Origin of the sequence: Pseudomonas sp. dw_612, assembly GCF_018449725.1 — a bacterium.
Classification (GTDB): Bacteria; Pseudomonadota; Gammaproteobacteria; order Pseudomonadales; family Pseudomonadaceae; genus Aquipseudomonas.
Map to the genome: position 1 here is coordinate 174740 of NZ_JAAVVC010000003.1, position 23101 is coordinate 197840.

The following is a 23101-nucleotide window of genomic DNA, read 5'->3' on the forward strand; positions in this document are numbered from 1 at the left end:
CACTTCTAAAACCTTCTGGATTGGCATAACCTGCCACGTTATGACGTGAATACCATCAGGATCTGCCAATCATGAAACTGGACGCCTACGACCGCAAGATTCTCGCCGCCCTGCAACGGGACGGTCGGCTGAGTAATGTGCAATTGGCCGATGAGATCGGCTTGTCGGCGTCGCCCTGCTTGCGCCGGGTGCGGATGCTGGAAGAGGCGGGGGTGATTCGCGGCTATCAGGCCAACCTTGATCGAGATGAAGTGGGGCTGGGGCTGACGGTGTTTGTCGGGGTCAAGGTTGAACGCCATAACGATGAACAGGCCGAGGCATTTCGACTGGCGGTGACGGCGTTGCCCGAGGTGATTTCGGCGTTCCTGGTGTCCGGGGAATCGGATTTTCTGCTGCAAGTGGTGGTGCCAGACCTGCGGGCCTACGATCGGTTTCTCACCGGGCGGTTGCTGAAGTTGCCGGGGGTGAGTGACATCCGCAGCAACTTTGCGATTCACACGGTGAAGACGCCGGGGGCGTTGCCACTGGAGCATTTGCCGCTTTAGACCGCGTCGCCTGCCTTCGCGAGCAAGCCCGCTCCCACACTTGAAATGCATTCCCATGTGGGAGCGGGCTTGCTCGCGAAGGCGGCCGAACTGACGGCAGCTCACTATCAGACTGCCCACTACATCTGCGTCGCCATCCCCTCCACATTCATCGCCGCCTGGCGCAACGCCTCGGACCGGGTCGGGTGCGGGTGGCAGGTCAGGGCGATGTCTTCGGCGGACGCACTGAACTCCATGGCCACGCAATATTCGCCAATCATTTCACTGACACTCGGGCCGACCAGATGCACGCCGAGGATTTCGTCGGTGCGTTCATCGGCCAGCACTTTGGCGAAACCTTCCGTCTCGTGGTTGATCTTCGCCCGGCTGTTGGCGGTGAACGGGAACTTGCCGACCTTGTACGCGCGGCCCTCGGCCTTGAGCTGTTCTTCGGTCTTGCCGACGCTGGCCAGCTCGGGTTTGGTGTAGATCACGTTGGGAATCAGGTCGTAATTGACCTCGCCGGCCTTGCCGACGATCTGTTCCACGCAGGCCATGGCTTCGTCTTCAGCCTTGTGCGCGAGCATCGGCCCGGACGTGACATCGCCAATCACCCAGACGCCAGCGGCGTCGGTGCGGTGGCCCTTGTTGGCGAGCATGCCGCGTTTGTCGGTGGCGAGGCCGACGTTCTCCAACCCCAGGCCTTGGGTGTAAGGCCGGCGCCCGATGGCCACCAGCACGTAATCGGCTTCCAGCAATTCGGCGGTACCACCAGCGGCGGGTTCGACGCTGAGCTGCACACCGTTGGCCGAGGTGGTGGCGCTGGTGACTTTCGAGCTCAACTTGAAGCTGATGCCTTGCTTGGTCAAGGAACGCTGCAGAGTTTTACCGGCTTCGCCATCGACGCCGGGGCAAATCCGGTCGAGAAACTCGACCACCGTCACCTGAGCCCCGAGACGTCGCCAGACTGAACCCAGCTCCAGGCCAATCACCCCGGCGCCGATCACCACCAGGTGTTTCGGCACTTCGACCAGGGACAGTGCGCCGGTGGAGTCGAGGATGCGCTGGTTATCGATGTCCACGCCGGGCAGGGGAGTGGGCTGGGAGCCGGTAGCGATGATGATGTCCTTGGCGCTCAGCTCGGTTTTGCCGCCCGCGCTGTCGGTCACGGTGACCTTGCCCGGCCCGTCGATATGGCCCCAGCCCTTGATCCAGTCGACCTTGTTCTTGCGAAACAGAAACTCGATGCCTTTGGTCAGCCCGGTAACGCTTTCATCTTTCTGTTTCATCATCTGCGCGAGGTTAAGGGTCGGTTTGACCTCAATCCCAAGGTTGGCGAATTCCGCACCCATGGCCGCGTCATAGAGTTCGGAGGCGTGCAGCAACGCCTTGGACGGCATGCAGCCGACGTTCAGGCAGGTACCGCCGAGAGTGGCGCGGCCTTCGACGCAAGCGGCTTTCAGGCCCAGTTGGCCGGCGCGGATCGCTGCGTTGTAACCACCCGGGCCTCCGCCCAGAATCACGACGTCATAGGTGCTCATGGATGTACTCCTGGATTGAAAGGGATCGGATGGATAAACGTAGCCGTTGGTAAAAATTACGAACGTAATATGTGCGTTCCCGGGCATTTCGGTCAAGGCTTCAGCTAAGCGACAGGTTGTGCACCTTTAGATACAGCTATTTAGAACGGAAATTTCACCACTTTCGTTATAAGGTAACGAGATGTGACGGGTTCGACGTCAGCAACGATAAACACTGGGGTGGTATGCAAGTCGATCTTGATGTCGATGGAACGCAAGTAGCCGGGTTGCCGCGCTTTCAGCAGGCGCTCTTTCAAGGGCGGCGATTGCGTCAGTACGCAATCGGCCTGGGTGCCTTGGCGGCGGTCGGGCTGGTGCTGGCGTTTTTTGTCGCGTTGTTTGCGCCGCAGTCGCTGTGGGGCGCGCTGTTGGTCAATCAGAGCGCCGGGTTGCTGGTGCTGGTCGCCGGCCTGCAATCGGCCGGGTGGGTGACGCAATGGCGTGCGCAGGCGATGAGTCCGGTCGCAACCGTGCCGGTTGTCGTCGAGGACGATACGGTCGCGCCGGTGGGCTGGTACGAACACTTGCTGGATCGGATCGGTCAGCGTTGGGTGCACCTGCTGGCGCAGATCGGCGCCCCGACGTTCTGGCTGATCGGGTGGGCGGTGTTGACGTTGTACAGCATCGAGCAAGTCTGGAACCTCGCGTTACCGTCGGCAGCCTTGGGGTTGTCGGCGAGTGTCGGCGCCGCGCTGTCATTGCTGCTGGCCTTCGGTTTATTGGTGCTGGAGCGTCAACTGGCCCAGCAAAACCTCGCCGAGTGGCCGGAAGCGGGGGCGTTGGCACAGCTGACGCGCGTCGCGATTATTTGCCTGGTGCTGAGTGCGCTGTGTTTATTGTTCGGCAATGACACTTCAGTCTGGCCGGTGCGTCTGGCGGTGCTCATTGGTTTGCTGCCAGGGCTGGTGGCCGTCGAATTGCTGTTGCGCGCCGTGCTGTCGCTGTTCAGTCCGCAACGTGAAAATATTGAGCCGGCGTTGCTGGCGCGCAGCTTCGTCGCCGACATGCTGCGCTGGCCGCCACAACCGTTGCTGGCGTTGCAGCATGAATTGCACAACCGCTTCGGCATCGACCTGCGGCAAATCTGGGCCTTTACCTACATGCGCCGGGCGTTTTTTCCGGTGGTGGCGGTGGTGGCTATCGTCGGTTGGGCGCTCACCGGTATTCACGAAATCCCGCTGCAAGGGCGTGGCATCTACGAACGTTTCGGCAAACCGGTGGAGGTCTTCGGCCCCGGTTTGCACGCGGGTTTGCCCTGGCCGTTGGGTCGAGTGCTGAGTGTTGAGAACGGCGTGGTCCATGAGTTGGCCACCAGCGTCGGTGAAACGTCGGCACCTGTGGTGGCCGAACCGGCTGAAGGTCCGGCCCCGGCGATTGCCAATCGTTTGTGGGACGCCAGCCATGTGAATGACAAATCTCAAGTCATCGCCAGCAGCCGTGCCGACAAACAGAGCTTCCAGATCGTCAATATGGACGTGCGTTTCGTCTATCGCATTGGCCTGAATGACAAGGACGCGTTGGCCGCGACCTACAACAGTGCCGATGTCCCGACGCTGATTCGCAGCACCGCCAGCCGCATCCTGGTGCACGACTTTGCCTCGCGCACCCTCGACGGTTTGCTCGGTGAAGACCGGGTAGGGCTTGGCGACGAGATCGGTCGCGCGGTGCAGGCCGACCTGCAAAAACTCGACAGCGGCGTGGAAATTCTCGCCACGGTGGTCGAGGCGATTCATCCGCCGGCCGGCGCGGCCAATGCCTATCACGGCGTGCAAGCGGCGCAGATTGGGGCGCAGGCGTTGATCTCCCGTGAACGGGGTGCGGCGGCGGAGGCGACCAACCAGGCGCAATTGCAGGCCAGCATCGCTCGCGATCAAGCCACCGCCAGTGCCCGTGAAATCAACGCGACGGCGCAAGCTTCGGACCTGCGTTTCAACGCCGAGCGCAAAGCCTACGCCAGTGCTGGCCAGGCCTTTGTGCTGGAGCAATATTTCAATCAACTGACCCAGGGTCTGGCCAACGCCAAACTGCTGGTACTCGACCATCGCCTGGGCGGCAGCAGCAATGCGCCGACCATCGACCTCCGTACGTTTACGCTGCCGGCTGACCCTGCGTCGCCGCGTAACACCGCTCAGCCAGGAGCCACCCATTGAGCCAGTCGCATACTCCCGATCACGATGACCACACTGGCCACGATCACGGCCACGGCGGGCATCACCACGGTCATCATCATCACCACGGTGCTCCCGAGGAAGCCGGCCCTTTCCCGTGGCGGCGCATGGGCTGGGCGGCGTTGCTGGTGGCGTTCGCCATCGCCGCCGCGAGCCTGGTGCAAGTGCGCTCCGGGGAGGCCACGGTGATTACGCGTTTCGGCAATCCGTCGCGGGTATTGCTGGACCCAGGCCTGGGCTGGCGTTGGCCGGCGCCGTTCGAAGCGGCGATTCCGGTAGACCTGCGGTTGCGAACGACCTCCAGCGGTTTGCAGGATGTTGGCACGCGGGACGGTTTGCGCATCATCGTTCAAGCTTATGTGGCGTGGCAGGTGCAGGGCGACCCGGACAACGTACAGCGCTTTATGCGCGCCGTGCAAAACCAGCCCGATGAAGCGGCGCGGCAGATTCGCACCTTTGTCGGCTCGGCACTGGAAACCACCGCCAGCAGTTTTGATCTGGCCAACCTGGTGAACACCGACGCCAATCAAGTGCACATCGCCGATTTCGAAGCGCAGTTGCGTCAGCAGATCGATCAGCAGTTGCTCACCACGTATGGCGTGCGCGTGCTGCAAGTCGGTATCGAACGGCTGACGCTGCCGTCGGTGACGCTCACCGCCACCGTTGATCGCATGCGCGCCGAGCGTGAAACAATCGCCACCGAACGCACGGCCATCGGCAAACGCGAAGCGGCGCAAATCCGCTCCGCTGCCGAACGTGACGCGCGCATCGTGCAGGCCGATGCCACGGTGAAAGCTGCTGACATCGAAGCGCAATCCCGGGTCGAAGCCGCGCAGATTTACGGCCGCGCCTACGCTGGATCGCCGCAGCTCTACAACCTGCTGCGCTCCCTCGACACCTTGGGCACGATTGTTTCACCGGGCACCAAACTGATTTTGCGCACGGATGCTGCGCCATTCCGCGTATTGGTGGACGGTCCGCCGAGCCTTGAAAACAAGTCCGGGTTGCAGCCATGAATTTGGTTCCACGTGGAACAAATGAATTAAGCAGCCCCTGGATTCAGGCCGGGCGCTTGGCTTTTCTGGCGCTTTACGCGGTGACGGTATTGGCTGCTTTGGCTTGGGCGTTCTCCAATGTGCGGCAGATTGATCCGCAAAATCGCGCTGTGGTTTTGCACTTCGGCGCCCTAGATCGCATCCAGAATGCCGGCCTGTTGTTGGCGTGGCCACGTCCGTTCGAGCAGGTGATTTTGTTGCCAGCGGCGGACCGGGTCATCGAGCGTCGGGTGGAAAATCTGTTGCGCAGCGATGTGGCGTTGCAGGCTGATCGCGTGGCGACATTTGCCACACCGCTCAGTGATGCACTCGCCGGCTCCGGTTATTTGCTGACCGGTGATGCCGGCGTGGTGCAACTGGATGTGCGGGTGTTCTACAAAGTCACCGAGCCGTATGCCTTCGTCCTTCAAGGTGAACACGTGCTGCCGGCTCTGGATCGGCTGGTTACCCGCAGCGCCTTGGCGCTGACGGCGGCGCGGGATCTGGACACGATTCTGGTGGCACGACCTGAACTGATTGGCGCCGATAACAAGGCCGCCGAACGTCGCGAGCGCTTGCGCGGTGATCTGGTGCAAGGCATCAATCAGCGCCTGGCGGAACTGACGGCAACCGGGCAGGGCATTGGCATCGAAGTCGCACGCGTCGATGTGCAATCGAGTCTGCCCGACCCCGCGGTTAATGCGTTCAACGCCGTACTGACCGCCAGTCAGCAGGCTGACAAAGCCGTGGCCAATGCGCGTACCGAAGCCGAGAAACTCACTCAGACCGCCAACGAGCAAGCCGACCGAACCGTGCAGGTGGCTCATGCCCAAGCCAGTGAACGACTGGCCAAAGCCTCGGCCGATACCGCGACCGTATTGAGCCTGGCCAAGGCGCAACAGCAGGGCACCGATCCGCAAATGCTGCTGCGGATTTACCGAGAGCGGATGCCGAAGATTCTCGGCCAGGCCGGCTCGGTGACGACGGTCGATCCGAAAGACGATTCCCGCCTGATCATTCAGGGAGCTGCACAATGACTGCCCACACCGCCGCCGCACCGAGCATGTTGTCCTCGGCTGAACAACGCAGCGCCGCGCGCCAATTGACCCTGGCCATGCTCGCCTTGGGCTTGCTCGGGTTAGGGTTGATCTGGCGCTGGGTGTCACCGGAGCAGACCGGGGTCAGCCAGTTGCTGCTGGGGTTTGCCTCGTTGCTGGTGGCCGTGCCGGTGATGCGTTCGGCCTGGTACAGCTTGCGTTACCCGAGCTTGCACGGGATCACTGATCAACTGATCGCCCTGGCGATGCTCGGTGCCTGGGCCACGGGCGATCTACTCACGGCGGCGTTATTGCCGATCATCATGATCTTCGGTCATGTGCTGGAAGAGCGCAGCGTGATCGGTTCCCAGGAGGCGATTCATGCCCTCGGCAAACTGACTCGCAGCCACGCGCGCAAAGTCCAGGCTGACGGCACTGTGATTGAAGTCGACAACGGCACGCTCAAGTCTGGCGACATTGTGGAAGTGCGCGCTGGTGATCGAGTGCCGGCGGATGGTCGGGTGTTGTCCGGTCAGGCGAGCCTCGACACGGCGTCGATTACTGGCGAGTCGGTGCCGTTGGAAGCCGTGGTTGGCATGAGCGTGTTCGGTGGGGCGATCAACCTTGATGGTCTGTTGCGCATTGAAGTCACCCGCACCGGCAACGAATCGACCCTCGGCAAAGTCATCGCGCTGATGCAAAGCGCCGAGCGTTCCAAACCACCGATTACTCGTTTGCTTGAACGTTACGCCGGCAGCTACATGGTGCTGGTGTTGCTGCTGGCCGCCGTGACCTGGTTCATCACCAACGATGCTCAGGCCATGTTGGCGGTGTTGGTCGCAGCTTGCCCATGCGCGTTGGTGTTGTCGGCGCCGGCCACCGCGATTGCCGGAGTCGCGGTGGCCGCACGGCACGGGATTCTGATTCGCAGCTCGGCGTTCCTCGAAGAACTGGCGGACCTGACGTCGCTGGTGGTGGATAAAACCGGGACCCTGACTTTCGGCACCTTGCGCCTGCAATCCATCGACAGTCCTTTGGAAGACCGTAGCCACGTACTGAAACTCGCCGCCAGTCTTGGCTCCGCGAGCAGCCACCCGGTCAGTCGGGCGTTGGCCAGTCTGGTCACTCAGGAACATTTTCTGTTGCTGTCGGATATCCATGAACGCCAGGGTCTGGGTGTGGTGGCGATGACGGAGCAGGGCGAAGCGGCGCTCGGGCGTCCGGAATTGTTCGCGCAATTGGGCATCGCCACTTCGGCTGTTCCCGAACACGACGGACCGATTGCCGGGTTGGCGCTTAACGGTGAATTTCTCGCTTGGCTGTTGCTGGCGGACACCGTCAAACCTGAAGCGCGGTTTGCCTTGAATGAATTGCGTGAGCTGGGCTTGGGGCGGCAGTTGCTGCTCACGGGGGATCGGCAGAGTGTCGCGCACACGCTGGCTCGCAATGTCGGTATCAGCGACGTCGAAGCGCAGGCCTTGCCCGAAGACAAACTCAATCGCGTACTGACGGAAATCGGCAGTGGTTTTCGGCCGATGGTGGTTGGCGACGGTATCAACGATTCCCTGGCGCTGAAGGCCGGTGTTGTCGGCGTGGCCATGGGCGCTGGTGGGGCGGACATCGCCCTGGCGTCGGCGGACATCGTGCTGATCGGCAGCGACCTGCGCCGGCTCGGGACTTGCGTACGGTTGAGTCGCCAGTGCCGCCAGACGTTGCAGGTAAACGTGATCATCGGTTTGGGCTGGACCCTGGCGATCGTTGCCTTCGCGGCGTTCGGTTGGCTCGGCGCGGCGGGGGCGATGATTGCCGCGTTGCTGCATAACCTGAGCACGTTGCTGGTGTTGGGGAACGCCGGTCGTTTGCTGCGGTTTCAGGAACCTTTGCTCAAGTTGAAAGATGACGCCTGAAAAGACTCTGGCCCGGGAGATATCGACGACCTGAAATTTTTAGAACTGTGTGCATTTTTCGTAGTCATCTAGGGTGAAGGCCATCAGTTTGTAGATTCACGACGGCTGGTTGAAGCGCCGCGAGTTATAGAAAAACGCTATTAAATCGATAGCCGGCTATTTTTCTAATGATGGTGTACCCTCACATCAGACGTCTGAAACAAGGGGGATTAACCATGCTCGCGCAACTTCCACCGGCCTTACAGAATCTGCAGCTACCGCTACGCCTGCGACTCTGGGACGGCCATGAATTCAATCTGGGGCCGACGCCCAGCGTCACCATTGTGGTCAAGGACCCACAAATGGTTACCCAGTTGACCCATCCAAGCCTGGACGCACTGGGGGCAGCATTCGTCGAAGGCAAGCTTGAGCTGGAAGGCTCAATCAGCGATGTCATCCGCGTCTGTGATGAGTGGAGCCAGGCATTGCTCGGTGACGCGGACAGTCAGCCGGTTCGCCTCGTCCACGACAAGGAAACCGACGCGAAGGCGATTTCCTACCACTACGACCTCTCCAATGCGTTTTATCAACTGTGGCTCGACAGCGACATGGCGTATTCCTGCGCCTATTTCGAGACCGGCAGTGAAACGCTGGAACAGGCCCAGCAAGCCAAATTCCGTCATCTATGCCGCAAGTTGCGTCTGCAACCGGGCGACTACCTGCTGGATGTCGGTTGCGGCTGGGGCGGGTTGGCGCGGTATGCTGCCCGGGAGTTCGGCGCAAAAGTGTTCGGCATCACCCTGAGCAAAGAGCAACTGGCCCTGGCCCGTGCACGGGTTAAAGAGGAAGGCCTGGAAGACCTGATTGAACTGCAACTGCTCGACTACCGCGATCTGCCCCAGGACGGGCGTTTCGATAAAGTCGTTAGCGTCGGTATGTTCGAGCACGTCGGCCATGCGAATCTGGCGGAGTACTGCAAAATCCTGTTCGGCGCGGTGAAGGAGGGCGGCCTGGTGATGAACCACGGGATCACCGCCAAATACACCGATGGCCGCCCGGTCGGACGCGGTGCTGGTGATTTCATCGAGAAGTACGTGTTCCCCAACGGCGAGTTGCCACACCTCTCCATGATCTCTGCGGAGATCAGCGAAGCGGGGCTGGAGATTGTCGACGTCGAAAGTCTGCGGCTGCATTACGCGCGCACCCTCGACCATTGGAGCGAACGCCTGGAAGACAATCTGGAAGCCGCCTCCAAGGAGGTGCCGGAGCAGGCCCTGCGAATCTGGCGGCTGTACCTGGCCGGTTGCGCCTACGCCTTCGCCAAGGGCTGGATCAACCTGCACCAGATCCTCGCGGTGAAAGCCCATCCGGATGGCAGCCATGAACTGCCCTGGACTCGCGACGACATCTACACGCCTTAAAGGATCGGTGAAATAAGCCGGGCGACCCGCATGCCAATCTGTTGCAGGCGGTGGGTCTCCCGGCTTTCTTCTTTGGCGATCTCGTGGGCCTGGGCGAAATCATCATTGAGCATCTGCTCCACCTCGGCGGCGAACACGCTGTCGACGGTCAGCAACATCACTTCGAAATTCAGCCGGAATGAACGGTTGTCCAGATTGGCGCTGCCAATGGCGCTGATTTCGCTGTCGATCAACACCACTTTCTGATGCAGGAATCCCGGCTCGTAACGGAACACCCGCACGCCTGCGCGCACCGCTTCGAAGGCGTACAGGCTGGACGCGGCGTAGACGATCCGGTGATCCGGCCGCGACGGTAACAGCAGCCGCACATCCACTCCGCGCAGTACGGCCAGACGTAACGCGGCGAACACCGCTTCATCCGGAATGAAGTAGGGGCTGGTGATCCACACCCGTTCCGTCGCCGCATGAATGGCTTCGACGAAGAACAGTGAACAGGTTTCGTAGGAATCTGCCGGGCCGCTGGCGAGCAATTGGCAGAGCACGCCGTCGTCCGGGTACACGTCGGGCAGGATCAGCGGCGGCAGCGTGCGGGCGGCCCAGAACCAGTCTTCGGCAAACGATTCCTGCATGCAGGCCACCACCGGGCCGCGCACCTGAACGTGGGTATCGCGCCACGGCGCCAGGGGCGGTTTCTCGCCCATGTATTCGTCGCCGACGTTGTGCCCGCCAACGAACCCCAGCACGCCATCCACGACCACGATTTTGCGATGGTTACGGAAGTTGACCTGGAACCGGTTAAGCCAACCACTGCGGGTGGCAAACGCTTTGACTTCGACGCCGGCGTCGCGCAACGGTTGTACGTAGCTGTGGGGCAACGAGTGGCTGCCGATGCGGTCGTAAAGTAGATAGACCGCCACGCCCTCGGCGGCTTTCTTCAGCAGCAGGGCTTGCAGGCGCTGGCCGAGTCGGTCGTCGTGAATGATGAAGAACTGGATCAACACCGCTTCTTTCGCGTGGCTGATGGCATCGAAAATCGCCTCGAACGTGGCGGTGCCGTTGATCAACAGGCGCACTTCGTTGTTCGCCAGGCATGGCATGCGCCCCAGTTTTGGCATGGCTCTTAAGGACGCGTAGGCGCTGGATGCGCGGGCGGTCAGGGCTTCTTCAACCCATGGTCGCCAGTTCAGCTCGGAGATGGCCTTGCGCATTTCCTCGTTGGCCTGGCGCCGGGCCTTGATGTAGCCATCGAAGGTGCTGCGGCCGAAGACCAGATAGGGGATAAGCGTCAGGTAGGGAATGAACAACAGCGACAGGGCCCAGGCGATGGAGCCTTGGGCGGTTCGAACGGTCAACACGGCGTGGATGGCGGCAATCAGGCCCAGCGAGTGCAGTAGCGCGATCAGATAACCGAAAATGTGCGGTCCAAAATAATCCATGGGGCAACCTTGCTCCTGAAGATTCAATACGTAAAAGACCATGTTCCGTGCAGAATGTCGCTATTTAATTGGCCCATGAACTGAAGCACATGGCTGACGTCTAACGGCCACTATTGATCAGGAGTTTCTCGATGAACGTTCGTCTGCTGGGTTTGGCCATGGCCCTTGGTTTGTCCCTTCCTGTGGCTGCTCAGGCGCAGATGCTGCAACCGGGTCTGTGGGAATTGACCACGAGCAATATGAAAGTCGATGACCAGAACCTGCCGGATCTGCAATTGATCCTCGGCCAGTTGCAAGGCCAGATGACCCCGGAACAACGGGCGCAACTGGAGAAGCAGGGCATCACCATGGGCGGCAAAGGGATTCGTGCGTGTCTGACTCAGGCTCAAGTGGCGTCGGACAATATTCCGCTGACGGACCCGCAATCGGGCTGCAAGCAGGAAATCACCGACCGTAGCGGCAACCAGTGGAAATTCCGCTTCAGTTGCCCGAAAGCGCAAGGTGCGGGTGTGGCGACGTTCCTCAGTGATCGTGAGTTCACCACCAAGGTCAACGGCACGTTCAACGCGACCGGCATTCAGCAGAAGGGTAGCCTTGATACCCGCGCGGTTTGGTTGGGGCAGGATTGCGGGACGGTTAAGCCAAGAGCCTAAAAGCTTCGCGAGCAAGCCCGCTCCCACATTGGATCTGTGTCGTTCACAAACAATGTGGGAGCGAGCTTGCTCGCGATGGCGTCAGTTCAAACGCCACAATCTTTGGGATGTAAAAACCCACACACCTCATCAATCCGCATCTGCCCAAAATCCTCCCCACTGCAACTGCGCACGCTGACAAACCCGCCATCCTTTTCCTTCTCGCCGACCACCAACAGGTACGGCACGCTTCGCTCGCTGTGCAGGCGAATCTTGTAGCCGATCTTCTCGTTGCGCAGATCAACGTGGGCGTGCACCCCACTGCGGCGCAGCTCCTCAGTCACCGATTGGGTGTAAGCGATCTGGCGTTCGTCGATGTTCACCACCATCACTTGCGGCGGTGCGCGCCAATGCTCCAACTCCTGTCGGCTCGGCCAGCATGTCCCGTAGATCCGTTGCAGCGACGTGCCGCCGACATGATCCAGCGCAAAGGCTTGCAGCACTTTGGTGGCCGGAACGTGAGGACCTCTGGTCAAGAATTCGCCGTCCCCGAGGCGATACACCGAATGCCGTTCGGTGGCGGTTAATGGTCGCTGTCGAATGGAATGATTGGTTGCCGCCAGCGCGTGCATCCGCATTTCAATCGGCGTCAGGTCCGCCAGTGTTAACGCGCGCTCCAACGCAAACTCATAAAAGAATCCATCACCCAGCGCCGATCCCTTCAGCAACAGGACGCTCGGATGCAACTGCTTCACCGCCATGGCCAGCATCAACGCACAGGAGCGGCGCAGGATCTCCAGGCCATCGGGCTCCTGAGGCGTGACGATGCTGACCCGGGCATCGCCCTGGATCATGAACCCGCAATCGACCAACACACCGTCCACCCGACCGGCCACCGCCGCTTTGGCCAGCGCGAACCCGATACTCGCCGCCAGTTCATACACGGACAGAGGCTGATCGTATTCACGCAGTGAGCCGTCGGGCAGGGTGATGTGGATCATGGTCACTGTTCTCGGGAATGGGCGTTAGCGCATGAAGCGCAGGGGCAAACCCTGGCAACTGTCATGTAGACGATTGGCGTGCCAGGCAATTTGCCCCGACACCAGGGTGGTGCTGACGCTGTGGCGAAAACGATTCAGGGCAAAAGGCGTCCAGCCGCACTGCGAGAGGATCGGTTGCTGGGAAACAGCGACGCCTTCGGGCTCCGGTTTGATCAGCACCAGATCGGCCCAATAACCTTCGCGTAGATAACCACGGTCGGGAATCGCAAACAAATCGGCGACCCGGTGACTGGTCTTGGCCACGAGCGTGGCGATCGGCAGCACTTCGTCCGCGACCAATTCCAGCAGCGCGGGGAGGGCGTGTTGCACCAGCGGCAGACCGGACGGCGCCTGACTGTAAGGCCGCTGCTTTTCGGCCCAGGTGTGAGGCGCATGATCGCTGCCGATCACGTCCAGCCGATTGCTCAGCAGAGCTTGGCGCAAGGCATCACGGTCGGTCCGGGACTTGATCGCCGGGTTGCACTTGATCAGGTTGCCCAGGCGCGGATAGTCGCGATCATCGAACAGCAAATGATGCAGACAGACTTCGGCGGTGATGTGTTTCTGGGCCAGTGGTTTGTCTTCGAACAAGGCCAGTTCGAGTGCGGTGGTCAGGTGTAAAACGTGCAGTCGGGTGCCGTGACGCTTGGCCAGTTCCACGGCCATTGAGGAGGAACGAAAGCAGGCCTCGGCATTGCGGATCAGCGGATGGGCGGCGGCGGGAATCTGTTCGCCGTAGAGTTCTCGCAGTGTTGCGGCATTCGCATCGATGCTGGGCGTGTGTTCGCAGTGGGCCAACAGGATCGTCGGCACGTCGGCGAACAGCCGCTCGAGAATCCGCGGATCGTCCACCAGCATGTTGCCGGTAGAGGCGCCCATGAACACTTTCACCCCGGCGACTTCGCTAGGATTGAGCGCGGCGACGGTGTCCAGGTTGTCGTTGCTCACACCAAAGTGAAAGCCGTAGTTGGCCACCGAATTGATCGCCGCCCGACGCTTTTTGTCGGCCAATGCTTCGAGTGTGAGCGTGGCCGGGTTTGTGTTGGGCATGTCCATGAAACTGGTGATGCCACCGGCCACCGCCGCGCGAGATTCGGTGTAGAAGCTGCCCTTGTCCGGCGCTCCCGGATCGCGGAAGTGCACCTGGTCATCGATCATGCCTGGCAGTAGCCACTGACCCCGGGCATCGATTTCCACGTTCGCCGTTTCGCCTTCGATGCTGCTGGCGATCTTGACGATGCGGCCATTGCTCACCAGCAGATCGCCGTCAAATACGCGACCTTCGTTCACCAACCGGGCATTGCGAATCAGCACGCTGCTCATGGTCAGAACTCGTTCTGCAGTGCTTTGTAGCCGCGCACCAGATCGACGTTGGTGCGCGCCACGTCTTCGGAAAACTCCGAGGCGCTGATGCTCACCGGCGGGAACTGCGACAGGTCGGTGCCTGGGCCGATGCGTGTAGTGGACGGCACGTAGAAGGCATCGGGCAAGTCCCGGCCGTCGACTACCGAGTTGTGCCGCACCACGCAGCCGTTACCGACCGAGCAGTTGAACAGCACGCTGTTGAAGCCGATGAACACCCGGTCACCGACGGTGCACGGACCATGAACGATTGAGCGGTGGGCGATGGAACTGAACTCGCCGATGGTCACCGCCGCGCCGGACTTGGAATGGATCACCACGCCGTCCTGAATGTTGGAGTTGGCGCCGATAGTGATCGGCTCCATCTCGCCCGAGGCATCGACTTCGTCGGCGCGAATCACCGCGTAGGGACCGACGAAGACGTTCTCGCCGATCACCACTTTGCCGCAGATGATCGCGGTTTTATCCACGTAAGCGGACTCCGCAATCACCGGCAGATCACCTGAAGGATTCTTCCGGATCATGGCTTGCTCAACGCGTCGTACAGGGTGTTGAGGTTGTATTCGAACAGCCCGGCGAAGGTGCTGGCGGGGCCGCTTGCCGCGAGCGCATCAGAGTAAAGCGTACCGCCGATATGGGCGCCGCTTTCATCGGCAATCTGTTTTAGCAGGCGGGCGTCCTTGATGTTTTCCATGAACACCGCTTTGACCTTGGCCTGGCGAATCTGGGTGATCAACGCCGCCACTTCCGCCGCCGACGGTTCACGCTCGGTGGACAAACCTTGCGGCGCCATGAAGTCGATGCCGTAGGCCTGGCCGAGATAGCCGAACGCGTCATGCGACGTCACGATCTTGCGGTTACCCGCTGGCAGCGAACCGAGCTTGGCCTTGGCTTCGGCGAGCAGGGCGTAGATCTGTTTCAGGTAGGCTTGGCTGTTGCGCTGGTAGTCGGCCTTGTTCGCCGGGTCGGCGGCGATCAGCGCTTTGGTGATGTTGGCGATGTACAACTCGGTGTTCGCCAGGTTGTGCCAGGCGTGCGGGTCGGGAACGGTTTCGCCGTCTTCATCCAGCGAACGCGGAATCACGCCGTGGCTGGCGCTGATCACCGGCGCTTTGGTTTCGGTGCTGGTCACCAGGCGATCCAGCCATGGTTCGAAGCCGAGGCCGTTCTTGATGATGAGCTTGGCCTTGAGCAAGGCTTTGGCATCGTCCGGGGTCGGCTCGTAGGTGTGGGCGTCGGCGTCCGGGCCGACCATGTTAGTGATCTGAATATGCTCGCCGCCGACCTGATGGGTCATGTCGGCAAGGATGCTGAAACTGGTGACGACCTGGAGTTTTTCTGCGGCAGACAGCGACATCGACAGCATCAAACTGAACAGCACGAGTAAAGCGCGCATCGGGAAACACCTCATTAGGATGTGAGCAAAGGCGGGCGGCGCAGCAAGCCGTGCACCGGACCGAACACCACGGACAGCAGATACAAACCGCCAGCTACCAGCACGATGGCCGGGCCGCTGGGCAGCGAGTAGTAGAACGACAGCAATAATCCGAACCACACCGAGAGGCTGCCGAGCACGGAGGCGATGGCCATCAGCACCGGCAAGCGACGACTCCAGAAGCGCGAAGCGGCGGCCGGCAACATCATCAAACCGACCACCATCAACGCGCCGATGGCCTGGAAACCGATCACCAGATTCAGCACCACGAGGGTCAGGAATACGCCGTGGGCGAGTGGCCCGAGACGGCTGACGGTTTGCAGGAAGAGCGGGTCCAGGGTGTCCAGCAACAACGGTTTGTAGATCAGGGCCATGGCGATCAGGCTGAAACCGGAGACCCAAAGCATGCCGGTGAGCGTCGGCCCGTCGACCGCCAATGCCGAACCGAACAGCAGGTGCAGGAGATCCAGGCGTTTGCCCGCGATGCCGAGGATCAGTACACCGCTGGCCAGGGAGATCGGGTAGATCGCGGCGAGGCTGGCGTCTTCCCGCAGGCCGGTACGGCGGGTGATCCATGCGGCGAGGCCGGCCATGCTCAGGCCGGCGCCGAGGCCGCCGATGGTCAGTGCGGGGAGGCTTAATCCGGCGAACCAGAAACCCAGCGCGGCACCGGGCAAGATGCCGTGAGCGACGGCGTCGCCGATCAGACTCATGCGGCGCAGGATTAGAAACACGCCAAGCGGTGCGGTGCTGCACGCCAGGACCAACCCCCCGAGCAATGCCCGACGCATGAAGACGAACTCGTGGAACGGTTGCCAGAGGTGCGCGGCAGCGATCATCAGGCCACCTGCGTTTGGGGTTGTTGGTGGATCAGTTCGGTGCTGGGGCCGAGGGTGCAGCCGCTGCTTTTGATCAACAGGGTTTGGGGAATGTGTTGGCGCACGGCGCAGAGGTCATGACACACGACGACCAGGGTTCGGCCTTCGGCGTGCCAGGCGCGGATGTGTTTCCAGAGCAGTTCCTGGCCGAGTTCATCGAGCGCGGCGTGGGGCTCGTCGAGCAGCAGCAAAGGCGCTTCGGCGAGACTTAAGCGGGCGAGCAGGGCGCGTTGTAATTCGCCACCGGAGAGCGCCATCAACGGGCGGTGTTCCAGGCCTGACAGACACCAATCTTCCAGTACCGCTTTGAGTTTTTGGCTGCGGGCTTCAGGCGATTGCTTGCTGCCCCAGAATCCAGCGGCCACCAGCTCTTGGAGGCTGATGGGGAATTGCCGGTCCAGGTGTTGTTGCTGCGGCAGGAACGAGAGGCCGCCCTTGCGTGGAACATCCAGCACGATTTTGCCGGCCAGTGGTTTTTGCAGGCCGGCGATGACTTTCAGCAGGCTGCTTTTGCCCGAGCCATTGGCGCCGATGACAGCGGTCAGGCTGCCCTCGGGCAGTTCGAAATCTACCGCCGGTGTGAGGGGTTGGCCGGGTGCGCCCCAGCGTAGGGATTGGCAGCGGATCATGCGGCTGACTCCCAGTTCCAGTGGCTTTCGGCGACGGCGTCGTGGGCGTGAAGACTTTCGGCGTGCACGACTCGTATGTGGAATCCATTGATGCCGGGGGAGCGTTTCAGGGCCAGGTTCAAACGTCGTGCGGCGTCCTCGCAGAACATCAAGTTCTGACCGTTGGCCAGGGCGAAGGCTTGTTCATCGGCGCGTTTTACTGCCGTTTGCACGGCTGTGCCGAGGGCGGCTTCGGCGTCGTTGATGACGGCGATTAATGGCAAATCGTCGAGATAGTCATCCAGACGCAGCTGCAATTGAGCGGTACTGCGTTGACTGTGAGGTGTGGCGACGATGCCTTTTGTCGAACCCAGCCAAGCCAAAACATCGGCGTGTTGCAAGGGTGTATTGGCGAAATCATCGACGAATTGCTGTTGGATCAGTTGTCTCGACAACGCTGCGGAGCACGGGCACGTAGAGGAATAAGGCACGTCGATTTTTAGTTCCACGTGGAACATATCGTTTTTCAAACGTGCTTCGATGCTCGCTGGATAGGTTTTCCAGCCGGCTAATGGGCTGATCAGTGCCGGTCGTTTGAGCAGTAAATCGACGTGAATTTTCAGGTAAGCGCTGGAGGACAATCCTTGGTGGCTGTCGAGAAAATGCTGCAAGACGCGGCGTAGTAATCCCGGCGTGAGGTTCTCCCGTTCAAGTATTTCCAGCGCCAGATACAGCCGCGACATATGAATGCCGCGCGCTTCACCATCGTCCAGGCTTACGCCGGCATCGGCTTTTGCGCTCAGCCGTTGGCCATCGAACAAAACAGGAAGAGCAATGCCGCACATGCCCACCCACTCGAGTGGCAGGGCTTGGCGTGAGGCCTGCGCGGCGATATCCGGCAGAGTCAGCGCATTCATGAGCAGGTCCATCGTGGGAGTTGGTTTGGCATGTTATATTATTACACTAACATCGACGATGCCTTTTTCGCCAGCGGGCTTTCACCATGCACAGACGTCACTTGCTCAACCTGATTCTGGCCAGCGCGGCCTTCGCTTTACCCTTTGGTGTTTCGGCTACGCAGATTCGTAACGCACGGCTCTGGCGTTCGGATGACAAGCTGCGATTGGTGTTCGATCTGAGCGGGCCGGTGCAATTCAAGACGTTTTCCCTGAGCGCGCCCGAGCGGCTGATCATCGATCTGAGCGGCGCGAACCTCAGTGGCGATTTCAGTCAGTTGGCGCTGAACAACACGGTGATCCGCTCAATTCGCTCCGGTCATTTCGGCCAGGGCGATACGCGGATCGTCCTCGACCTCAGCGAGCCAGTGCAGCTCAACAGCTTTCAGTTGCCGCCCCAGGACGGGCAAGGTCATCGACTGGTGCTCGATATGAAAACCGCCGCGCCGTTACAGATTGCCGCTGCGCCAATCCGCGAGCCGATCATCGACAAGGCCCATCCCAAGCGCGACATCATCGTGGTGGTCGACCCCGGCCATGGAGGGAAAGACCCGGGCGCGGTCGGCGCCAAAGGTGAGCGCGAAAAAGACGTGGTGCTGTCGATCGCCCAGCTACTGGCCAAACGACTGAAACGCGAGAAAGGCTACGACGTGAAACTGGTCCGCAACGACGACTTCTTCGTCCCGCTGCGCAAACGCGTGGAGATCGCCCGCAAGCACAACGCCGACATGTTCATCTCGGTGCACGCGGACGCCGCGCCACGCCTTACCGCGTCCGGCGCCTCGGTGTATTGCCTGTCTGAAGGCGGCGCGACCTCGGCCACGGCGCGGTTCATGGCGCAGCGAGAAAACGGCGCGGACCTGCTGGGCGCCACCAGCCTGCTCAATCTCAAGGACAAGGACCCGATGCTCGCCGGGGTGATTCTCGACATGTCGATGAACGCCACCATCGCCGCCAGCCTGCAACTGGGCAGCACCGTGCTCGGCAGTCTGGCGAGCATCACCACATTGCATCAGAAGCGCGTGGAACAGGCAGGATTTGCCGTACTGAAGTCGCCGGACGTGCCATCGATCCTGGTGGAAACCGGCTTTATCTCCAACGCCCGTGACAGTCAGCGGCTGGTGACGGCGCGACATCAGCAGGCCGTGGCAGATGGTTTGTTCGACGGTCTGCAGCGCTATTTCCAGAAGAATCCGCCGCTCAACAGTTACGTCGCCTGGCAGCAGGAACAGAAAAAAGCGCAGGTCTAGCAGCCGGTAATCCGGCTGCAGGTGAATTTGCCGCTACTGCCGCCGGAGCTGGAAAACCGATTGATGGTGGTCCAGCCAACGCGGCGGTTGTAGCCGACCCAGGCTTCGCCATCGGAAGCGAGGCCGGTGAAGAACGTCAGTTGCCCGTAGCGGCTGCTGGTCTGCGCCCAATAGCGTTTACCGACGACTTCGAAGCCGCGCAAATAAATCGTACTGCCGACGGTGTTGACGCTGTAGGCGTTGCCGTCGGGGTCGACGCACGCGAGCAGATTGGCGCTGCGGGTGCATTTGGCCAGGCTCGGGATCTGTCCCCAGGCATCGACGGCGACCAGTAGCGAAAGACCCAGCAACGAATACTTCAGGACGTTTCCCATGGCGTTTCTCAAGGAGCGAACGGGTTCAAGCATCGTGCCCTTTGTCGTGGTGAGCAAGAGGGGAGTGGTTTGTTTGTGTTGTTATACTATAACATTAAAAACATGCTTGCCCTTGTACCCCAAGAACGTGAAGAGCTGCGCGAACGCCGCAAATGGGCGATTTGACCGGCCACATCCTGTGAGGAATACCTGATGCCCAATCGTCTTCCCGTGACCGTCCTGTCGGGCTTTCTCGGCGCCGGCAAGAGTACGTTGCTGAATTACGTACTACGTAATCGCGAAAACCTGCGGGTGGCCGTGATCGTCAACGACATGAGCGAAATCAACATCGATGGCAGCGAAGTCCAGCGCGATGTCAGCCTGAACCGTGCCGAAGAGAAGCTCGTGGAAATGAGCAACGGCTGCATCTGCTGCACCTTGCGCGAAGACTTGCTGGAAGAAGTCAGCAAACTCGCCAAGGACGGTCGTTTCGATTACCTGTTGATCGAATCCACCGGTATCTCCGAGCCGCTGCCCGTGGCGGAAACCTTCACCTTCCGCGACGAAGAAGGCCAGAGCCTGGCCGACATCGCCCGGCTCGACACCATGGTCACCGTGGTCGATGGCATGAATTTCCTGCTCGACTATCAGGCCGCCGAAAGCCTCGCGTCCCGTGGCGAAACCCTGGGCGAAGAGGATGAGCGTTCGATCACTGACCTGCTGATCGAGCAGATTGAGTTCGCCGACGTCATCCTCATCAGCAAGATCGACTTGATCAGCAGCCAGGAGCGCCAGGAACTGATCGCGATCCTCGAGCGGCTCAATTCCCAGGCGGACATCATCCCGATGGTCATGGGCGAAATTCCGCTGGAAAAGATCCTCAATACCGGTCGCTTCGACTTCGAAAAAGCCGCCCAGGCGCCAGGCTGGTTGCAGGAGCTGCGCGGCGAGCACGTGCCGGAAACCGAGGAATACGGCATTGCCTCCACCGCCTATCGCGCCCGCCGGCCGTTCCATCCCCAGCGCTTTTTCAGCTTCATCGACCGCCCGTGGGTGAATGGCAAACTGCTGCGCTCCAAAGGGTTTTTCTGGCTCGCCAGCAAGCACATGGACGCCGGTAGCTGGTCCCAGGCCGGCGGTTTGATGCGCCACGGTTTCGCTGGTCGCTGGTGGCGTTTCGTGCCGAAAACCCAATGGCCGCAGGACGAGGAAAGCACCGCCGGGATCATGGAAAACTGGACCGCGAGTACTGGCGATTGCCGCCAGGAACTGGTGTTCATCGGCCAGAACATCGACTTCGCGCAGCTCACCGCCGAACTCGACAATTGCCTGCTCACCGACGATGAAATGGCCCAAGGCATCGAAGGCTGGCGTCTGCTGCCAGACCCGTTCGGCCCCTGGCACGAAGAGGCGGCCTGATGCTCACACTCAACCCTGTGGGAGCGAGCCTGCTCGCGAAGGCGTCCGCCCGGACACCACGCCAACATCACGGAGCTAACCCGAAAGTCCTGACAAAAATCCTCCACGACGACGCCAATCTTGCCGTCTGGCAGCGCCAACTCCCGGTACACATTGCCGACTTCGCCAGCCTGTTGCTGTCCCTGAACGAGCCACTGGCTGAGTCGCTGTCCCTGGAATTGCCCAACGAAGACTCCGAGCCCAATCTGCGCGGATTGGCCTCGAGTTTCAGCGATCTGGAAGGCTACGAAGGCTTCATCGCCGACGTGTCCTGGCTGGTTAGCGCCTTCGCCTGTTTGCTCGGCGCCCGGCATGTCGGCTTGCGCTTGCGGGTATTGGATAAAGCGATGTGCCCGCGCTTCCACGTCGATCATGTGCCGGTGCGGTTGATCACCACCTACGCCGGTGTTGGCAGTGAGTGGCTGAAAGAAGGGGCGATGGATCGCCGGCAACTGGGCAAACCGGACGCCGAACCGCAGTCGCAAATCCAGCAAGTCAGCAGCGGCGATGTGGCGCTGCTCAAAGGCGAGAAGTGGCACGGCAACGAAGGCTTCGGCTTGATCCACCGTTCGCCGCAACCGGCACCGGGTGAGCGCCGGTTAATCCTGACGCTTGACTGGCTGAACTAGGGTTTGAGCCAGGTGCCCTGGCTCTGTGCCTCACAAAACGGCTGTAAATACGCCGCATCGGTGGCCACGCCGTAATAGTGAATATCCTGCCGGTAAGGCATATTGGCGACTTGGGCGTTGCTGCACACGCCGAAGGCACCGGTCGGGCATTGGTCGACGTACTGCACCTCGACTTTCTGCCCGGGCAGGTTCGGCTGGCAAAAGCCGTCGGCGAACAGCTTTTCCGGGATGTTGCGGTTCTGCTGGCAGACCTTCACGTCGAGACGTTCCGCCTGGCTATGGACCACGCACGCCTGGGCCAGCGCCTCACCCGACGTTAACGCCAGCAGCAACGACAATCCCATCAACCGCATCCTCTACCTCCTCAGAAAACTTCGACCATGTTGCAGAACATCCCCACCCACGTCATCGCTGGCCCGTTGGGCGCCGGCAAGACCAGCCTGATCAAGCACCTGCTGGCGCAGCGGCCGGCGAATGAGCGCTGGGCGGTGCTGATCAATGAGTTCGGCCAGATCGGCCTCGACGCCGCGCTGTTGACCCAGGACGCCGATGGTATCGCACTGGGCGAAGTGGCCGGGGGCTGTTTGTGTTGCGTCAATGGTGCGCCGTTTCAGATTGGTCTCGGGCGTTTGTTGCGCAAGGCGCGGCCGGATCGACTGTTTATCGAACCTTCCGGGCTGGGGCATCCGGCGCAGTTGCTGCGGCAGTTGAGCGAGGTGCCGTGGGTTGGGGTTTTGGCGCTTCAGCCGTGCGTGCTGGTGCTGGATGCCCAGGCGCTCGCCGCCGGGAAACCGCTGCCGACGGCGCAACAGGAGGCGCTGAACAGCGCGGGTTTGTTGCTGCTGAACAAGTCAGAAGGCCTGGATGGTGGCGATCGTCAGCGAATTGCTGCGCACTTGCCGATGCGTCCGCTGTACTGGACGCAGCAGGCGGTCTTGCCGTTAAGCGAATTGCCGGGGCTTGAGGCTAAAGGCGTTGCGGGTGTGGATAACTTCATCGTCCCCAAGGGGGTGGCGCAGATGCCGGCCATCTGGCTGGATCCCACGTTCCCGATTTGCTTGAGCCAGGAACAGGAGGGCGGCTGGAGTATTGGCTGGCGCTGGCATCCGAGTCAGACGTTTGATTCGGCGCTCATTGGCCAGTGGCTTGGGACTCTTGCCTGGCGGCGGGCGAAGCTGGTTATCCACAGCGTCGGCGGTTGGGTTTCAGCGAATGCGGTGGATAACTCGATGCTGGAGTGGCAGCCGAGTGAATGGCGCCAGGATTCGCGGATTGAGCTGATTTTCAGTGAGGCGCAGGATGTGGACGAGTTGCAAAACGGTTTAGACAAGTGCCGATATTTGCGCGGTCTTTGAGGCCGTCTTCGCGGGCAAGCCCGCTCCCACAAAGGAATGCATTTCAATTGTGGGAGCGG

At 60.9% G+C, this 23101-nt stretch carries 22 protein-coding genes; 11 read left to right on the forward strand and 11 right to left on the reverse strand.

Annotated features, from left to right (window positions below; all coding sequences use genetic code 11):
• The first annotated feature begins 71 nt into the window (after positions 1–71).
• Entirely contained in the window at positions 72–545 is a 474-nt protein-coding gene (locus HB680_RS06465; protein WP_038980472.1) for an Lrp/AsnC family transcriptional regulator, read from the forward strand.
• 119 nt (positions 546–664) lie between these two features.
• On the opposite strand, the gene lpdA is transcribed toward HB680_RS06465, so the two are convergent.
• Positions 665–2065, reverse strand: coding sequence for a dihydrolipoyl dehydrogenase (gene lpdA, locus HB680_RS06470; protein WP_213937738.1), 1401 nt, complete (start codon positions 2063–2065; stop codon positions 665–667).
• 224 nt (positions 2066–2289) lie between these two features.
• On the opposite strand from lpdA, the gene HB680_RS06475 reads away from it, so the two are divergent.
• The 5 genes from HB680_RS06475 to cfaB all read left to right on the forward strand — a co-directional run bounded on the left by HB680_RS06475 (position 2290) and on the right by cfaB (position 9650).
• A complete protein-coding gene (locus HB680_RS06475; protein WP_213937739.1) occupies positions 2290–4254 on the forward strand; it encodes a protease modulator HflK in 1965 nt (654 codons plus the stop codon).
• Entirely contained in the window at positions 4251–5288 is a 1038-nt protein-coding gene (locus HB680_RS06480; RefSeq protein WP_213937740.1) for a protease modulator HflC, read from the forward strand. The genes HB680_RS06475 and HB680_RS06480 overlap by 4 nt, the downstream gene beginning before the upstream one ends.
• Entirely contained in the window at positions 5285–6343 is a 1059-nt protein-coding gene (locus HB680_RS06485) for a protease modulator HflK (protein WP_213937741.1), read from the forward strand. Before HB680_RS06480 ends, HB680_RS06485 begins: the two co-directional genes overlap by 4 nt.
• Positions 6340–8250, forward strand: a complete 1911-nt coding sequence (locus HB680_RS06490; RefSeq protein ID WP_213937742.1) for a heavy metal translocating P-type ATPase — start codon at positions 6340–6342, stop codon at positions 8248–8250. Before HB680_RS06485 ends, HB680_RS06490 begins: the two co-directional genes overlap by 4 nt.
• Positions 8251–8465: 215 nt before the next feature.
• Positions 8466–9650, forward strand: a complete 1185-nt coding sequence (cfaB, locus tag HB680_RS06495) for a C17 cyclopropane fatty acid synthase CfaB (RefSeq protein ID WP_213937743.1) — start codon at positions 8466–8468, stop codon at positions 9648–9650.
• Here cfaB and cls read toward each other — a convergent pair.
• Positions 9647–11086 (reverse strand): cardiolipin synthase, encoded by a 1440-nt coding sequence (gene cls / locus HB680_RS06500; RefSeq protein WP_213937744.1) that lies wholly within the window; start codon positions 11084–11086, stop codon positions 9647–9649. The genes cfaB and cls overlap by 4 nt on opposite strands.
• Before the next feature lie 131 nt (positions 11087–11217).
• On the opposite strand from cls, the gene HB680_RS06505 reads away from it, so the two are divergent.
• The gene (locus tag HB680_RS06505; protein WP_213937745.1) at positions 11218–11739 is read left to right on the forward strand and encodes a DUF3617 domain-containing protein; all 522 of its coding nucleotides are present in this window, start codon (positions 11218–11220) and stop codon (positions 11737–11739) included.
• A gap of 86 nt (positions 11740–11825) precedes the next feature.
• Here HB680_RS06505 and HB680_RS06510 read toward each other — a convergent pair whose 3' ends face one another.
• Genes HB680_RS06510 through folE2 form a run of 7 tightly spaced genes read right to left on the reverse strand, consistent with a single transcriptional unit; the run spans position 11826 to position 17958 of the window.
• A complete protein-coding gene (locus tag HB680_RS06510) occupies positions 11826–12719 on the reverse strand; it encodes a His/Gly/Thr/Pro-type tRNA ligase C-terminal domain-containing protein (RefSeq protein WP_213937746.1) in 894 nt (297 codons plus the stop codon).
• Between the two features lie 24 nt (positions 12720–12743).
• A complete protein-coding gene (locus tag HB680_RS06515) occupies positions 12744–14081 on the reverse strand; it encodes a dihydroorotase (RefSeq protein ID WP_213937747.1) in 1338 nt (445 codons plus the stop codon).
• 2 nt (positions 14082–14083) lie between these two features.
• Positions 14084–14644, reverse strand: coding sequence for a DapH/DapD/GlmU-related protein (locus tag HB680_RS06520; protein ID WP_054048242.1), 561 nt, complete (start codon positions 14642–14644; stop codon positions 14084–14086).
• Complete coding sequence (locus tag HB680_RS06525; protein ID WP_213937748.1) at positions 14641–15516, reverse strand: metal ABC transporter substrate-binding protein; 876 nt, start codon at positions 15514–15516, stop codon at positions 14641–14643. The genes HB680_RS06520 and HB680_RS06525 overlap by 4 nt, the downstream gene beginning before the upstream one ends.
• 14 nt (positions 15517–15530) lie before the next feature.
• Complete coding sequence (locus tag HB680_RS06530; protein ID WP_213937749.1) at positions 15531–16394, reverse strand: metal ABC transporter permease; 864 nt, start codon at positions 16392–16394, stop codon at positions 15531–15533.
• Positions 16394–17062, reverse strand: a complete 669-nt coding sequence (locus HB680_RS06535; RefSeq protein WP_213937750.1) for an ATP-binding cassette domain-containing protein — start codon at positions 17060–17062, stop codon at positions 16394–16396. The genes HB680_RS06530 and HB680_RS06535 overlap by 1 nt, the downstream gene beginning before the upstream one ends.
• A complete protein-coding gene (gene folE2, locus HB680_RS06540) occupies positions 17059–17958 on the reverse strand; it encodes a GTP cyclohydrolase FolE2 (protein ID WP_213937751.1) in 900 nt (299 codons plus the stop codon). Before folE2 ends, HB680_RS06535 begins: the two co-directional genes overlap by 4 nt.
• 86 nt (positions 17959–18044) lie before the next feature.
• On the opposite strand from folE2, the gene HB680_RS06545 reads away from it, so the two are divergent.
• Positions 18045–19247 carry an N-acetylmuramoyl-L-alanine amidase gene (locus tag HB680_RS06545; RefSeq protein WP_213937752.1) on the forward strand — a complete coding sequence of 401 codons (1203 nt, stop codon included), beginning with the start codon at positions 18045–18047 and terminating at the stop codon, positions 19245–19247.
• Here HB680_RS06545 and HB680_RS06550 read toward each other — a convergent pair.
• Positions 19244–19621, reverse strand: coding sequence for a glutamine synthetase (locus HB680_RS06550; RefSeq protein WP_213937753.1), 378 nt, complete (start codon positions 19619–19621; stop codon positions 19244–19246). The two genes, HB680_RS06545 and HB680_RS06550, sit on opposite strands and share 4 nt — an antisense overlap.
• A gap of 192 nt (positions 19622–19813) precedes the next feature.
• Between HB680_RS06550 and zigA the strand changes: the two genes are divergently transcribed.
• Together zigA and HB680_RS06560 are read left to right on the forward strand one after the other, a co-directional pair.
• On the forward strand, positions 19814–21019 hold the full coding sequence (gene zigA, locus HB680_RS06555) for a zinc metallochaperone GTPase ZigA (protein ID WP_213937754.1): 1206 nt from the start codon (positions 19814–19816) through the stop codon (positions 21017–21019).
• Positions 21019–21687 carry a DUF1826 domain-containing protein gene (locus HB680_RS06560; protein ID WP_213937755.1) on the forward strand — a complete coding sequence of 223 codons (669 nt, stop codon included), beginning with the start codon at positions 21019–21021 and terminating at the stop codon, positions 21685–21687. The genes zigA and HB680_RS06560 overlap by 1 nt, the downstream gene beginning before the upstream one ends.
• Here HB680_RS06560 and HB680_RS06565 read toward each other — a convergent pair.
• Positions 21684–22040, reverse strand: a complete 357-nt coding sequence (locus HB680_RS06565; RefSeq protein WP_213937756.1) for an NADH:ubiquinone oxidoreductase — start codon at positions 22038–22040, stop codon at positions 21684–21686. The two genes, HB680_RS06560 and HB680_RS06565, sit on opposite strands and share 4 nt — an antisense overlap.
• A gap of 27 nt (positions 22041–22067) precedes the next feature.
• Between HB680_RS06565 and HB680_RS06570 the strand changes: the two genes are divergently transcribed.
• The gene (locus HB680_RS06570) at positions 22068–23042 is read left to right on the forward strand and encodes a CobW-like GTP-binding protein (protein ID WP_213937757.1); all 975 of its coding nucleotides are present in this window, start codon (positions 22068–22070) and stop codon (positions 23040–23042) included.
• Positions 23043–23101 lie beyond the last annotated feature (59 nt).